Source organism: Yersinia intermedia (assembly GCF_900635455.1).
Classification (GTDB): Bacteria; Pseudomonadota; Gammaproteobacteria; order Enterobacterales; family Enterobacteriaceae; genus Yersinia; species Yersinia intermedia.
The window spans coordinates 1,752,629-1,767,996 of record NZ_LR134116.1; the positions used below are offsets into that span (position 1 = coordinate 1,752,629).

The following is a 15,368-nucleotide window of genomic DNA, read 5'->3' on the forward strand; positions in this document are numbered from 1 at the left end:
AGATTACTGCTGGAACCATTTTTTATAAATTGTCTGATAGGTGCCATCTGCTTTAACTTTTGCCAGTGCAGCATCTAACTTACCCTGTAACTCGGTGTTGTTCTGACGCACCGCAATACCTAAACCGGTACCGAAATAGTCAGCGTCAGTCACTTTGTCGCCCACTGCAGCCAGTTGGTTATTCTGCTTCAGCCACTCGTTGACAACCGCGGTGTCACCAAATACTGCGTCCAGACGGCCATTTTTTAAATCAAGAATAGCATTCTGATAGCTGTCATAAGGTACGGCGGTAATTTCAGGGTGTTTTTCCATCAGGTATTTCTGATGGGTAGAACCGTTCTGCATCCCGACTCGTTTACCTTTCAGGGCAGCCAAATCAGCCACTTTACCTTTCTCAGCGATAAACAGTGCGGAGTTATCGTAATAAGGTTTAGTAAAGGCCACTTGTTTTTGGCGCTCAGGCGTAATATCCATACCTGAAATAACCGCATCAAAACGTTTGAATTTCAGGCTAGGGATCAAGCTGTCAAAGGCTTGGTTAGTAAAGGTACATTCGGCTTGCATCTCTTTACACAGCGCATTAGCCAGATCGATATCAAAGCCCTGCATTTTATTATTAGCATCAATAAATTCGAATGGCGGGTAAGTTGCTTCAGCAGCGAAACGGATCGTTTCCGCAGCAGAAGCAGACAGACTGATACTGGCAAGGACAGCCGCAATTATTAGTTTTTTCATCGCAAATTCCCAAATAGATATCAATGTGACAGATAGCTGGCAAAAGCTTCGGTTGTTGGTTGTGTAAAGTGGCTGGCATCGCCTTGTTCCACCACATGACCGTTTTCCATGTAAACCACACGGCTGGCCGTTTTGCGGGCCACTTCAACCTCATGGGTAACAATCACTTGAGTGATACCGGTACCGGCCAATTCACGGATGATACTGACGATTTGTGCAGTAATCTCTGGATCAAGTGCTGCTGTAGGTTCGTCAAACAGCAAAACCTGCGGCTCCATCATCAACGCGCGGGCAATCGCCACTCGCTGTTGTTGACCACCAGAAAGGTGCAGGGGGAAGCGGTCAGCAAAATCAGTCAAACGCAAACGTGACAGCAGCTTCTGCGCACGCGCCATGGCTTCATCTTTTGATAGACCCAGCACACGACAAGGGGCTTCAATCAGGTTTTGTACCACTGACAGATGTGGCCAAAGATTATATTGCTGAAAGACCATACCCACATTCTGGCGCAATTCGCGAATCGCTTTTGCACCGGGAGCCTGAGTAAAGTCGAAGTGATTACCGGCGATCTGCAAAGTCCCTGAACGGGGCATTTCCAACAGATTGAGTACGCGCAGTAATGAGCTTTTACCGGCACCGCTTGGCCCTAATAGCACCAAGGTTTCGCCTGCCGGGCAGTCTAATGTAATGTCGAACAGCGCCTGATGTACGCCGTAATAACAGTTAATTCCGTTAAGTTGAATACTCATGCGCCAAATCTGAATAGCCAATGATGCGGTGAATGGTAACTTCCGCGGCATACTTATGCAATCTTTGTGCGTTAAAATTTATTAATAACCCGAATGAACCCAGCAAAACAGCATAACATTTGGATATGACTGATATCCGAGGGAATTTGTCACGCGATGCATAAATCTGACAGAGCTATCCCCGTCATCTTTCAAATTGCAGGGGTGTTGGCTGCTCTCGCTAACCCGAATCACTTACCAGTGTAAGCTCATCGGGATGCACTCCTTTGCCGCCTACCTGCAATCCGAAATCTATAGGGGATACTCATTTTCTTTCAAATTGCAGGGGTGTTGGCGGCATTTTGGGCTGGTTAGCGATCACCCAATAGCTGCCGCAGGCTTCCTGCCGGTGCAGATACCCCCATAAAACGGATATCATCGACAACCCAACATGTCCCTTCACGTATCATCAGCACTTCGTCTTGCCACATCACCGATTGACCGCCCGCAGTTTGATGCGTCAAATTAACTCGCAGCGGAATATTTCTGGCATCGGTATTGGGAATGGTTGAGGCACTGGCAACGTCAGCACTGGTACTCCCTTCTCGCAGGCTGGTGAAAATATCGCCATTTATGGGTTGAGTTTTATTCACCGGGGCCGTGGTGCGGCTGCCCGCCTGCTTTCTGGCAATCTGAATTTGTTCGTACAACGCCTGACTCAAATAAGGGCGAAATTGTGCCGCGAGACTATCATCAGGCAAGCCACTTTGCTGACCAATTTGTTGCACGCGGAGGTCATAGAATTTTTGCGCTACAGTATCCGGCCCACCTTCAACACAAGGTGCCGTACGGCTGCTGATATCCTTATAAGCGGGGTCAACGCTGCTGGTACAGGCGCTGAGTAGCATGGCAAGAGGAAGAACCAGGGCAATATTTTTCTTTTTCATATGATGACCTTCGGTGAAAGAATCTGTTATGAAAGTTATTTCAGTATATACCCAAAGTCATCAGAGTTGCAGTTGGTCAGTAAATCGACCATTTCCACCAATTTGTACCTATGGTGCTGTTTTACTTAGCGCATAACTTACCGTGCTCTTTCAGCCAGCGAGCGGTACGGATAATCCCTTCGTCCAGCGAGACAATGGGCCGATAGCCTAATTCGTCTTCAGCTCGGTGGGTATCCAGCGTGAGATCAAAATTGAGCTTAGCGACGCCATAATGTGTCAGCACCGGCTCTTTTTCTGCTTTATTACCCAATTTCTCCATGGCTCTGGCCATGATATCCATCATCGGGTAGGGCACGGAGCGGATACGGCATGTCATATCCAACTCTTCCAGCAAATGCTGCACGATGGTGCGTAAGGGGCGGGGTTGCTGATTGGTAATATTATAAGCTCGGCCAGACAGCGTATTCTGGCTCTGCGTCGCCAGCCACATCGCATGCACCGCATTTTCCTGGTACGTCATATCCACCAACGCATTGCCGCCACGGGGCAACAGCAGGGTGCCATAATACTTAATCATCTGTAACAGGCGCGGCAGCATCACTGTATCGTGAGGGCCGAATAACCCCTGCGGGCGCAAAATAGTGAAATGCGTTTGTGGATTGGATAGTGCCAATTGCTTGATAACCTCTTCACCGGCGGCTTTACTGCGAGCGAACTCGTTAGCAAAACGCACTGGGCGGAAGTCCTCCTGAATATTTCGATGGTGGTGATAATCGAAATAGATAGCCGGTGAGGAGATATGAATAAAGTTCTCCACACCATAGGCTGCGGCCCATTCACCCAAACGGCGCGTGGCGCGCACATTTGCCAATTCGAAAGCCTGCTCGGTGCCCCAAGGAGAGGTAAAACTCGAGCAATGCCAGAGGGTATCAACGTCTGCCAGCATGGCTTTCGCCTGCGAGGAAACCAGATTCGTCAAATCTGCATGAATAAATTCAGCACCTATTTTTGTCAATAATGCGCCCATCGCCGGATTGTTGCCGGTGGCGATGACTTTAATACCCTGACGACGGAGATATTCAACGGCATTTCGGCCTAACCCACAGGTTGCACCGGTGACCAATACCTTCATAGCGAATTCGGTTCCCACCAAAAATCAGAATGCTAGCGTTTGGAATCATTCGCCCAGCAAATAAGATGCCATTCTTTCGTGAAATGCGGTGCTATGCAATCAGAATCCCCTGCTTACTTGAATTTGCAGCGTTATTAGCTGCAACGCCCATTAATTAGGGGATGAATCACGTAGTTTGATTTAAGGCTCTGATTCGTTTTGCGCCGGTTCGGTACGTTCACGATCATATTGCTCGGCCAGCGCCGCAATGCGTTTTGCCATCCCACGGAAAATAAACAGATGTGCTGGCATCATGACAAACCAGTACAGTAAACCGCTAAAACCGGCCGGATGCCACCATGCCCGCACATCAATGCTTCGGCAGCCGCCTAAATCCTTGATAGTAAAAGTGAGACGGCCCAGACCGGGTGCCTTCATGCCGAACATCATAGCTAACTGGCGTAATGGTTTGATTGTAATGACTTTCCAACCATCAATCAGGTCGCCTACCGCCAGTGTTTCCCGCTCCGGGCGGCCATACACCACGCCACCACCGGCGATGTCATCCATCCAGGCGCGGATTTTCCATAACGGGTTGCCATAAAAATAACCTTCTTTACCGCCGATTTGTTGCACCACGTGCCACAGCGCCTCACTGGAGGCGGTAGTCGATAGCTGGCAACCGGCTTGTTTAGGGTAAAATCCGTAGCCGGGCCGCCAGCGGGCGCGGGCCTCGGGGTCGTAGCCCCAGTCGGCGGAATCAACCACTTCATCTTCACGGCGCAGTGTCTCTTTGACTGCATCGTCAAAACTTATCAGTTGTTGTGGGATCAGCGCCTGCAACGCCTCACCATTGGCAGGTAAATCATGGTTCAACCCGGCAATCAATGCGCTGGCAATCGACGTGGGTACCGAGGTGACCAGATTGATAAAATAAACTGAGATAAACCGCGTAGGGAGCGGGATCGGAATCAGCCAACGCCGTTTACCACTGATCGCAATAAAGCGCTCAAACAGGGTCTGATAACTGATGTACTCCGGCCCGGCAACCTCGAAAATTCGGTTATCTTGTGCCGGATGGTTGAGTAATTCAGTCAAATAAACCAGCAGGTTATCCAGTGCAACGGGCGAAGATTTAGAACGTACCCAGCGCGGTGGGGTGAGGATGGGCAGGTTATAAACCATATCGCGCATCACTTCAAACGCCGCCGAACCGGGGCCGACGATAATACTGGCACGTAGTTCGGTAACCGGAATGCCGCTTTGACGCAGCAGGTCACCGGTTAACTTGCGCGCAATCAGATGAGGCGAGCTGTTATCCTCGGGCTGTAATGCCCCTAAATAAATAACCTGTTTCACCGCAGACGAGGGCGTTGCGGCGCTGTGTTGTAGCGCCGTTTTCAGGTTATTAGCAGCAATACGTTCCTGTTCAATCAAATCCTGCCCGTCGCCCATACCATGAACCAGATAATAAACGACATCAATATCTTGCAACGCTGCACTGAGGGTGGCTGGCTGATAAAGATCAACAAAGCGACAATCGACTCCCGGCCACTGTTGCTCTTTTAACCACTCAATGCGGCGAGCCGCGGCAATGACATGGTGCCCTTGTTGGCTGAGCTTTGGGATCAGGTGCTGGCCAATATAGCCACTGGCACCTAATACCAATATCCGTTGCGGTATCATGAGCGCTGCTCGGCCAAAAATTCACGCCACAACGCGACCACTTTCTCCAGATCGTGGCGGCTGATATTAAGGTGAGTAATCATACGAGTTAATGGGCCTGCACTGATCAACACACCACGTTCACGCATCCAAGGGCCAAGTTTAGCGGTAGCCTCAGCGGATTGCTTAATATACAGTACGTTGGTTTGCGCTCCCGGTGCAGCAATTTCGATATCCAGTGATCGCAGTTGCTGCTCCAACCATATTGCATTGTCGTGGTCATCTTTTAATCGGCTGACATTGTGCTCTAAGGCATACAAGCCTGCTGCGGCCAGAATACCGGCCTGACGCATGCCGCCGCCGGTCATTTTACGCCAGCGGCGGGCGCGTTGAATATATTCAGCACTGCCACACAACAGCGAACCCACCGGTGTGCCTAACCCTTTCGAGAGGCAAATCGTCAGGGTATCGCAATACTGGCTGATCTCGCTTAGTGGCACATTTAAGGCGACGGCAGCATTAAAAATACGCGCGCCGTCGATATGCAGCGCCAATTTCTTCTCGCGAGTCAACGCCCAGGCTTGCTGTAAATAACTCAGGGGGAGCACTTTGCCACTATGGGTATTTTCCAGACTCAACAGCCGGGTCTGGGCGAAATGAATATCATCGGGTTTGATGGCTGCCAATACTTTATCCAGTGGCAGGGTACCGTCATCATTGGCTTCAATAGGTTGTGGTTGAATGCTACCAAGCACTGCCGCACCACCGGCTTCATACAGATAATTATGGGCTTTCTGACCGACAATATACTCTTCACCCCGCTGGCAGTGGGTTAATAGTGCCACCAGATTAGCCTGGGTGCCGGTTGGCAGAAACAGTGCTGCTTCTTTACCTGACAGGCTGGCGGCTTTAGCTTCCAAGGCATTAACCGTTGGGTCATCGCCATAGACATCATCACCCACTTCAGCGTTAGCCATCGCATCGCGCATCGCGGTGTCAGGTTGAGTTACTGTGTCACTACGTAAATCGATCAGCATAATTTTCTCGCGGTCAGAATAAGAAGATATTCTTCATCATAGCGAGATTGATAAAACAAGGAAGGAGTGAAAGGTATTATTTATCCACTTGGCGAGGAATATTTATCTTGATAATCGATAATTAATTAAAAATTGCATTATTGGCTGATTTGTTAGGATTTTTCTCGCTGGGCATAAACCAAACACGAGGATGTGTTAATTTTCGCCAGGCATTTTCCTTGTTTATCGGTAAAAAAACGCTTTTCCAATTCGTGGGCAGCGGCCTTATCCAATAAGGTAAAACCGAATTGCTCCAGCAATGTATCTATACCACTGGCAGCGATACCAAATGTCCACTCTTCGCCAATACTGCGCACACGCTCAACACTTTCTTTTGCTCCATAGTCCGTCTCGCGTTCTGCACCCGTTAATACCGAAGGTTCAGTCAAAACATCAGCGTAAACAAAGTCGCAGATAATTTGGCTACCATCACTACTGTAATTGCTTATGGTACTAAACAGAGCCTTAACCTGCTCAGGGGCCAGATACATCGATAACCCCTCCAACAGAAACAGGCATTTCTCACCCGCTTGCAACGGGATATTCGCCAGAATGTCCGCCAGGCTTTGCTGATTAAAATCGAGAGGTAAAAAAGTTAAATTGGTAGGCGGAGTGATATCGCACTCACTGAGTTTCTCTATCTTACATTGCTGCATGGTTGGATGATCGATTTCATAAATTCGACTATGTTGCAGCGCCTGATAGAACCGAATCGCTCTTGAATCAAAGCCCGCCCCCAGAATAAATATTTTACTAAATCGACCTGCGGTTTTCTTAAATAGATCATCGATATACAAGGTTCTGGCGACAATATAGGGGTAAATTCCTGCCGGGGTGGCGATATGTAAACTATCATCGCCCAATAGAAAGGTTTTCTGCATCATAGAAAAAAATGAATGCAAGGTCTGGCTTAGGATAACCGCCACGTAATCATCACTTTTAAAATAAGGCCGTTTATCACCGTATGACTTTGCCCGCAGTAAACAGGTTAATTCAGCTGTAGCCGAAACGCCTGATTTAGCTCTCTTTGGCATAATGACACCACCATAAATAAAGTTAGTGTGCGATTTATATCGCTACCAACAATTATCCTGATAAATAATGGCAACCACTTTTTAAAAGACTGTACGCTTCTATTTGCTATTTTTCTGATGAATGAGCAAAAAATGTCGCTTATACCACATAAAACATAAGGATATTTATGCCTGCGGGTGGGGTACAAGTAGGTAGCACTGAAAGTGGTTCAACAACCAATCTCAGTGCTAATCATTATATGACTAGATGATTTAGGGAATCAGCGTAGCCAGTTGGTTTTTGCCAGTTCGACCACCTCATCGCCACGGCCATTAATGATTGCCCTTAGCATGTAGAGGCTGAATCCTTTGGCTTGCTCAAATTTGATTTGTGGTGGCATTGATAGCTCTTGTTTAGCGGTGACCACATCGAGCAACACCGGCCCAGGATGAGCGAAAGCACTCTTCAGTGCGTCATCTAATTCAGAGGCTTTCTCGACCCGAATCCCTTTGATACCGGCAGCATTGGCAATGGCGGCAAAGTCTGGGTTGTGCAAGTCCGTGCCATCCGTCAGATAGCCACCGGCTTTCATCTCCATCGCGACAAATCCCAGAACACTGTTGTTAAACACCACAATTTTCACCGGCAGTTTTAATTGTGCCAGAGTGAGGAAATCACCCATTAGCATGGTGAAACCACCGTCACCACACAAGGCAACCACTTGCCTGTCAGGGGCGGTTGCTTGCGCGCCAATGGCTTGTGGCATGGCATTAGCCATCGATCCATGGTTAAACGATCCCAGTAAACGCCGCTTACCGTTCATGGTCAGATAGCGGGCAGCCCATACCGTCGGTGTGCCGACATCGCAGGTGAATATTGCGTCATCAGTGGCATGGCGGCTAATCTGTTGTGCCAAATATTGCGGGTGGATGGGTTGATTGTCATTGGCGGTCGCTAAACTATCCAGATCTTTACGGGTGGTACGGTAGTGCTCTAATGCTTTTTGCAAAAATGTGCCGTCACTTTTGACGTCTAGCTGTGGCAACAGTGCGCTAAGCGTGGTTTTGATATCGCCGACCAGCGCCATATTGACCGAGCAATGCGCACCAATACTGCCGGGGTTGATATCAATCTGGATGATATTGGCGTTGGTTGGATAAAATGCACGGTAGGGGAATTGTGTTCCCAGCAGAATCAGGGTGTCGGCATTGATCATGGCATGATAGCCGGAGGAAAAGCCAATCAGCCCAGTCATGCCAACGCTGTAAGGATTATCCCACTCAATATGTTCTTTCCCGCGCAGGGCATGTACTACCGGGGCTTGCAGCATTTCAGCTAATTTCACCACTTCATCGTGGGCATCAGCACAGCCGCTGCCACACATTAGCGTGATATTTTTCGCCTTATTAAGCGTTTGCGCCAAAATGTTTAATTCGCTCATCAGCGGCTGAATGAGCGGTAATTTTGGTGTTTGCCACACGATGGCGGCGTCTTCTGGCGCGGGCTGTAACGCCACGTCACCCGGCAATACGATCACTGAAACGCCGCGATTGAGGATGGCTTGACGCATGGCGATTTCCAGTACCCGTGGCAACTGTTCCGGGTTAGAAACCAGCTCACAATAGTGGCTGCATTCGCGAAACAGTTCTTGCGGATGGGTTTCCTGGAAATAACCACTGCCAATCTCACTGGAGGGAATATGCGCGGCAATAGCCAATACGGGGACATGATTACGATGGCAGTCAAATAGGCCATTAATCAGATGCAGATTACCCGGACCACAGGAGCCGGCACAGACCGCCAACTGCCCGGTGAGTTGAGCCTCAGCCCCGGCGGCAAAGGCGGCCACCTCTTCATGGCGAGTACCCAGCCATTCGATAGTACCCATCCGATGCAGGCTATCACTCAGGCCATTGAGTGAGTCGCCGGTGACCCCCCATATTCGCTTTACACCTGCTTGTTCCAACGTTTTTGCGACCAGTGTTGCCACAGTTTGCTTCATAGTTGTTCCCTCAAGGATTAATGGCGAGTCATTATTCTATGAGGTCAAAGTATGGCGCGTTTGGCAATAATTGCGCCATTAATGGGATTAATGGGTGTTCAGGCCAGTTGGACATCACCTTGTAGCTGGCAGCTACACGCCAACACATAACCTTGAGCAATCTCTTCTGCTGTCAGTGTCATGGTGCTGCTGGTGGTATATTTGCCATGCAGAATACGGGTTTTACAAGAACCGCAAACACCCGCGCGACAGGCGGCCATCACCGGCACTTTGTGTTGTTCCAAGGCGAATAGCAGGGACGTACCCACCGGGACTTTAACACTGCGCAAAGGATGGCTGATGGTCATCGTCAATTCATTACCGCTATCGACAGCGTCATCACGGGTGCGGAACTGCTCTTTCTGGAAATGATCTGCTGGAACTGATTGTTCACGGCAATACTGCTCAACCCAATCCATATAGGGCGCGGGCCCACAAGTCATCACCCGGCGGCGAGCAATGTCAGGTGCTACCTGTTGCATTATTTGTGCATTGATTCTGCCAGCAACGAACCCATCGGTGGCCTCTGATTCAGCCATTAACGTGAGCTGTAATTGTTGTGGGTAGCGCTGTAACAAGGCTTGCCAGCTATCGGCAAAAATGACATCTGCTGGTGAACGCACATTAAATATCACCCGGATATCTGCTTGTGCACGCCGTGCCAGTAAGTCACGGCACATTGACATCACGGGAGTGACACCGCAGCCAGCGGCCAGCATCAGGTAGTGGTCATCGTCAGCGTCAGCACAAGTAAAATCGCCCTGAGCATCGGAAAGCCACAGGTAATCGCCCACCTTGACTTGCTGGGTCAGCCAGCGTGATCCTTCCCCATCAGCCAGACAGCGCACGGTGAGCTGAATAAACGGACTTAAACTGGGTGTCGAGGAAAGCGTATATGCCCGCAGCGTTTCATCACTATTGCGAATGCTTACCAAGGCATATTGGCCCGGTAAATAAGGATAAAAATCGTGATTAATTAACCGCAGGCTCCAGACATCGGGTGTTTCTTGCCAGATGGAGTGAACTTGCATGCGGTTAGGGCACAGAGCGGTAGGGCAGTCGGTTGGGATAAAATCAGTCATCAAAGCCTCACAACAAATCAGGTCATTTTCTGGCAAAAACCATCAATAGCGCCCGACCAGTGGCAATAAACCGTTCTGGTCGGGCAACGTACTCATCACTGAGTCAGCCAAAATATTGAATTAATTACCCAAAATTGCATTCATATCTTGTTCTACCGTGGTGATTGGCCGCATACCAAACTTCTCGTAAAGGATGGACATCAGGTTGTCAGTCAGGAAACCTGGTGCGGTTGGGCCGGTATAAATATTTTTAACACCCAATGACAGCAGGGTCAGGAGGATGACAATGGCTTTCTGTTCAAACCATGACAGCACCAGACTGAGTGGCAGGTCATTGACGGTACAACCCAGTTTTTCTGATAATTTAACAGCCAGCATGATGGCGGAGTAAGCATCGTTACATTGGCCGACATCCAGCAGGCGTGGCAAGCCTTCCAAGGTGCCAAAATCCAGTTTGTTGAAGCGATATTTGCCGCAAGCCAGTGTCATGATGATGCAATCTTGTGGCACACTGCGGGCAAAATCAGTGAAATAACTGCGTTCTGTACGGCTACCGTCACATCCCCCGACCAGGAATACATGACGCAGCTTTTTAGTGGCGACTAAATCAATAACGGTATCTGCTGCATTCAGCAAGGTCTGGCGGCCAAAACCGACAGTAATCAAGTGTTCCAGCTCATTATACGGGAAGCCAGCCATCCCCAATGCCTGTTCAATTACGCGGGTGAAATCCTCCCCATCCAGGTGATTAACACCCGGCCAGCCAACAATACTGCGGGTCCAGATACGATCACCGTAATTGCCCACGTTTGGGTCAATGATACAGTTAGATGTCATTAGGATCGGGCCGGGGAATTTGGCGAATTCGGTCTGCTGATTCTGCCAGCCACTGCCGTAGTTACCCACCAGATGTGGATAGCGTTTTAACTCTGGGTAGCCGTGAGCTGGCAACATTTCACCGTGGGTATAAATATTAACGCCGGTTCCCTGCGTTTGCTCCAACAGCATTTGTAAGTCTTTGAGATCATGACCGGAGATTAAGATAGCTTTGCCCGCAACTGGGCGCACATTCACCGACGTTGGCTGTGGATCACCATAGGCTTGGGTTTCGCCGTGGTCCAAAATGGCCATCACATTGAAGTTCATTTTGCCAATGCCCATCGCGTTATTCAGTAGTGTGTCGACATCACGCGGTTGAGTACCTAACCAGGCCATATAGGCATGGTAATCAGCATAAATCTGCTCATCAAACTGCCCAAGAACGTGGGCATGTTCCATATAGGCCGCAGCGCCTTTCAGGCCATACAAACACAACATCCGCAAGCCGTGAATATCGTCACCGACTTCAGCTTTATCGTTGTTCAGCGCAAATTGCAGCGATTGTTGTTGCAGGGTAGGGATATCGTCGGACAGCAGTTGCAGCTCGGCCAGCGGGTGATCAACCGTGATAGTGCTATCAAGCAAGCGGCAACGAATGGCCAGTGATTGGCGCAATAAGATGGCTTCTTTTGCGTAACCGACGATTCTGTCTGAGTCGAAATTCACATTGGTCAGGGTTGAGAAAAAAGCTCTGGGCGCAAAGCTATCAATCTGATGATCGACAATACCCAGTTCGCGGGCGGTCAATGCCCATGCGGAAAGCCCTTGCAGTACGGCAACTAAGAGGTCTTGTAAATCAGAGGTTTCAGCGGTTTTTCCGCACATCCCCTGCGCGTAAGAGCAGCCGTTACCCGCAGGTGTTCGGATAGTTTGTTCACATTGCACACAGAACATAATTATTTTTCCTTTTAAAGTTGCATTTGTAATGCGTGTTTAAAAGCATAGTGGTGCCCTGTAGGTTTAAAAAGGCTTTTTTAATGCAACTTTCACTTGTTTTGATTTGGCGCAACTTTTACTGCGAATGAGAATTTATTCACTATCAAGTTGGGCGCGCGCGCAGTGAATCGGCTGATCCACTGCGCGGGGAGATAAAATGATTAAGAAAAGAAAGCGATCAATACTGGGGCCAGTAAGCTTAGCAAGAAACCGTGTACGATAGCGGCAGGAACCATCTCTAGCCCGCCACTGCGCTGCAATACCGGCAGGGTGAAGTCCATCGAGGTGGCACCACATAAGCCAAGCGCCGTGGAGCGGCTACTGCGGACCAAGGTTGGAATTAGCATAATTGCCACTAATTCACGCGCTAGATCGTTAAAGAATGCGGCACTACCAATTACAGGCCCAAATGCATCGGTCAGCAAAATACCTGACAGTGAATACCAACCAAAGCCAGAGGCCATCGCCAGCCCGGTTTTAACCGGCAAACCGATCAATAGTGCAGCAAGCGCACCACCAAGCAAGGCACTGATCGCCACCACAAATGCCACAATAGTGCCACGGCGGTTTAACACTATCTGGCGCAGCGTCATGCCACTGTTACGCAATTGAATCCCCACTAAAAATAGCAGGAAAATCAGCGCTAACTCGCTGCCTTTTGCGGCAAACTGCAACCACTCCCATTGGCTTAGCCCCAACAGGAAGCCAACAATAACCACGCCGCACAGTTTTAATGACTCTAGCGCCATATGCAGCCGTGAAGGTAATGCTTCCTGCCGATGAGTATTCTTCCAGGGTATTTTGCGTTCGAGCAAAAACAGTGCGAGCAAATTGGCACAAAAAATACACAGAAAAAAGATGCCGGTGTACTGGAAAATGAGCAGCAGATTAGCGCTGAGGTTTTCCAAAAAGGCCAGGCTGATCCCCATAAAAAATAAAATAACGTAAACCATCCAGCTTAATAAGCGGTTGATCAATTGAATTAATGGTTTGCGACTAAGTGGGATCAGATACCCAATAATTAACGGCAAAAGAATGATCAGTAATCCTGAATACACGAGTTATACCGTCCTATACCCTTCTTCATTGACGTTACTGCTGTGTTAGCGATACTCACTCACCCGGATCACTTACCTATGTAAGGTAAATTCATCAGGATGAATGAACCTCCTCGAGGCTCACTCTACGGGCTAGCATGAATGCTGTTCAAATCGGTTCGAGGCTGATTTGCCATGCGTTTGCTGCCTTGCTGTAACGCCAATGACTTTGGGTGTCATGAGCAGATGAATAATGGGCTGTGGCGCAATAAGCTATCTAAAATCAGAGTCAGAGTAAAGCAGCACGCAGGGTACCGCAGCACTTGACTCATAAGGTTTTTTGCCCCTGGCGTTAAGACAATCGACTATGATTGCTGAGTTAACAGTGTTATCTGTAGTATCAGTATGAATAAATTCGCACCGGAGGCGTAGCATGTATCTTGAACGTGTTGATATTGTCGGTTTTCGCGGTATTAATCGTATTTCATTGAGCCTTGACGATAATACGGTGCTGATCGGTGAGAACGCCTGGGGTAAATCCAGCTTATTAGACGCGCTCACGTTGCTTTTGTCCCCCGAACCCCAACTCTATCATTTTACCGTACAGGATTTCTATTATCCGGCAGGGGACGAGACGGCTAAAGAGCGCCACTTACAGGTTATCTTTACCTTTTGTGAGAAAGACATTGGTCATTGGCACTCCCCACGTTACCGCCATTTAGCTCCATTATGGATAAAAAATGATGATGGTCTGCATCGTATTTATTATCGGGTCGAGGGGGAGCTGGCTGATGATGGCACAGTGTGTACCTGGCGCACGTTCCTTGATTTAGAAGGCCAACCATTGTCTTTGCACGATATCGAAAAGTTGGCTCGTGGGGTTATTCGTATCCACCCGGTATTGCGATTGCGTGATGCGCGCTTTATGCGCCGGCTCCGTAGCAGCGCCGAAAGCAGCCATGCGCCTGATAAAGTGGCGTTGAACCAGCAATTGGATCAATTAAGCCGTGAGCTAGTCCGTAACCCGCAGAAACTGACTAATTCAGAATTACGCCAGGGACTGGAGGCGATGCGCCAACTGCTGGAACACTACTTTGCCGAATCTGGATCGCAGTCCGCTGGTTTGCGTAATCACCGTTATCGGCCACAACCGGAACGTGAAGCTTGGCTGGCTCTCGATAATATAAACCGGATAGTGGCTGAGCCGAACAGCCGCAGTATGCGGTTGATACTTTTAGGGATGTTTTCTACGTTATTGCAAGCTAAAGGGCCATTGAGCCTCGATCCCCATGCTCGGCCACTGCTACTGGTAGAAGACCCTGAAACTCGCTTACATCCGATAATGCTGTCTGTTGCTTGGGGGTTGCTCAGCCAACTCCCTCTGCAACGGATTACGACGACAAATTCTGGTGAGTTAGTGTCATTAGTCCCGATAGAGAGCATTTGCCGATTGGTGCGCGAATCGGCAAAAGTCGCGACTTACCGTATCGGTCCTCGTGGCATGAGCCCTGAAGACAGCCGCCGTATTGCTTTCCATATCCGGTTCAATCGGCCATCAGCCCTATTTGCCCGCTGCTGGCTGCTGGTGGAAGGTGAAACAGAGATCTGGTTGCTTAATGAGCTTGCTCGCCAGTGTGGTTACCACTTTGAAGCTGAAGGTGTAAAGGTTATTGAGTTTGCTCAGAGTGGTTTGCGCCCGTTGCTTAAGTTTGCCAACCGGATGGGCATTCAGTGGCATGCTCTGACTGATGGCGATGATGCCGGTAAAAAGTATGCCGCCACAGTGCGTAATATGGCGGATAATGGGCGCGACCATGAGCGGGATCGCCTGACCATACTGCCGGCACCGGATATGGAACACTTTTTATACCGCGCCGGTTTTGATGATGTCTATCATCGAATCTCAGCAATTCCTGCCAATGTCAAAATGCAACCGCGCAGAGTAATTGAAAAGGCAATTCACCGCACCTCCAAGCCAGACTTGGCTATTGAGGTTGCCAGTCAGGCCAAAGAGAGGGGGGTAGAATCCGTCCCGCCATTGCTGAAAAAAATGTTCTCACGCGTCGTTTGGCTGGCGCGTGGCCGAGCCGATTAGCACCAGATAATGTCAAAACTGA

General features: G+C 49.2%; 12 protein-coding genes. 1 reads left to right on the forward strand and 11 read right to left on the reverse strand.

The window, feature by feature from the left end; all coding sequences use genetic code 11:
* Positions 1–3 precede the first annotated feature (3 nt).
* From artJ to EL015_RS08115, 11 genes are all read right to left on the reverse strand, one after another.
* A complete protein-coding gene (gene artJ / locus EL015_RS08065; RefSeq protein ID WP_005184779.1) occupies positions 4–735 on the reverse strand; it encodes an arginine ABC transporter substrate-binding protein in 732 nt (243 codons plus the stop codon).
* A gap of 20 nt (positions 736–755) precedes the next feature.
* Positions 756–1,484, reverse strand: coding sequence for an arginine ABC transporter ATP-binding protein ArtP (artP, locus tag EL015_RS08070; protein ID WP_050074082.1), 729 nt, complete (start codon positions 1,482–1,484; stop codon positions 756–758).
* Positions 1,485–1,834: 350 nt separating this feature from the next.
* On the reverse strand, positions 1,835–2,410 hold the full coding sequence (locus EL015_RS08075; protein ID WP_005184775.1) for a lipoprotein: 576 nt from the start codon (positions 2,408–2,410) through the stop codon (positions 1,835–1,837).
* Between the two features lie 121 nt (positions 2,411–2,531).
* Complete coding sequence (locus EL015_RS08080; RefSeq protein WP_005184767.1) at positions 2,532–3,542, reverse strand: NAD-dependent epimerase/dehydratase family protein; 1,011 nt, start codon at positions 3,540–3,542, stop codon at positions 2,532–2,534.
* 180 nt (positions 3,543–3,722) lie between these two features.
* Complete coding sequence (locus EL015_RS08085; protein ID WP_032906187.1) at positions 3,723–5,207, reverse strand: DUF2867 domain-containing protein; 1,485 nt, start codon at positions 5,205–5,207, stop codon at positions 3,723–3,725.
* Positions 5,204–6,223 (reverse strand): low-specificity L-threonine aldolase, encoded by a 1,020-nt coding sequence (ltaE, locus tag EL015_RS08090; protein ID WP_005184761.1) that lies wholly within the window; start codon positions 6,221–6,223, stop codon positions 5,204–5,206. Before ltaE ends, EL015_RS08085 begins: the two co-directional genes overlap by 4 nt.
* A gap of 152 nt (positions 6,224–6,375) precedes the next feature.
* A complete protein-coding gene (locus EL015_RS08095; protein ID WP_005184760.1) occupies positions 6,376–7,296 on the reverse strand; it encodes a class I SAM-dependent methyltransferase in 921 nt (306 codons plus the stop codon).
* 260 nt (positions 7,297–7,556) lie between these two features.
* Positions 7,557–9,278 carry a ubiquinone-dependent pyruvate dehydrogenase gene (poxB, locus tag EL015_RS08100; RefSeq protein ID WP_005184758.1) on the reverse strand — a complete coding sequence of 574 codons (1,722 nt, stop codon included), beginning with the start codon at positions 9,276–9,278 and terminating at the stop codon, positions 7,557–7,559.
* 98 nt (positions 9,279–9,376) lie between these two features.
* Positions 9,377–10,399: an NADH oxidoreductase gene (gene hcr, locus EL015_RS08105; RefSeq protein ID WP_032906186.1), complete on the reverse strand. Its 1,023-nt coding sequence runs from the start codon at positions 10,397–10,399 to the stop codon at positions 9,377–9,379.
* A 120-nt stretch (positions 10,400–10,519) separates the two neighbouring features.
* A complete protein-coding gene (gene hcp / locus EL015_RS08110) occupies positions 10,520–12,172 on the reverse strand; it encodes a hydroxylamine reductase (protein WP_005184753.1) in 1,653 nt (550 codons plus the stop codon).
* A 203-nt stretch (positions 12,173–12,375) separates the two neighbouring features.
* Positions 12,376–13,272 carry a LysO family transporter gene (locus tag EL015_RS08115; protein ID WP_005184751.1) on the reverse strand — a complete coding sequence of 299 codons (897 nt, stop codon included), beginning with the start codon at positions 13,270–13,272 and terminating at the stop codon, positions 12,376–12,378.
* Positions 13,273–13,684: 412 nt separating this feature from the next.
* On the opposite strand from EL015_RS08115, the gene EL015_RS08120 reads away from it, so the two are divergent.
* Positions 13,685–15,346 carry an ATP-dependent endonuclease gene (locus EL015_RS08120; RefSeq protein WP_005184749.1) on the forward strand — a complete coding sequence of 554 codons (1,662 nt, stop codon included), beginning with the start codon at positions 13,685–13,687 and terminating at the stop codon, positions 15,344–15,346.
* Positions 15,347–15,368 lie beyond the last annotated feature (22 nt).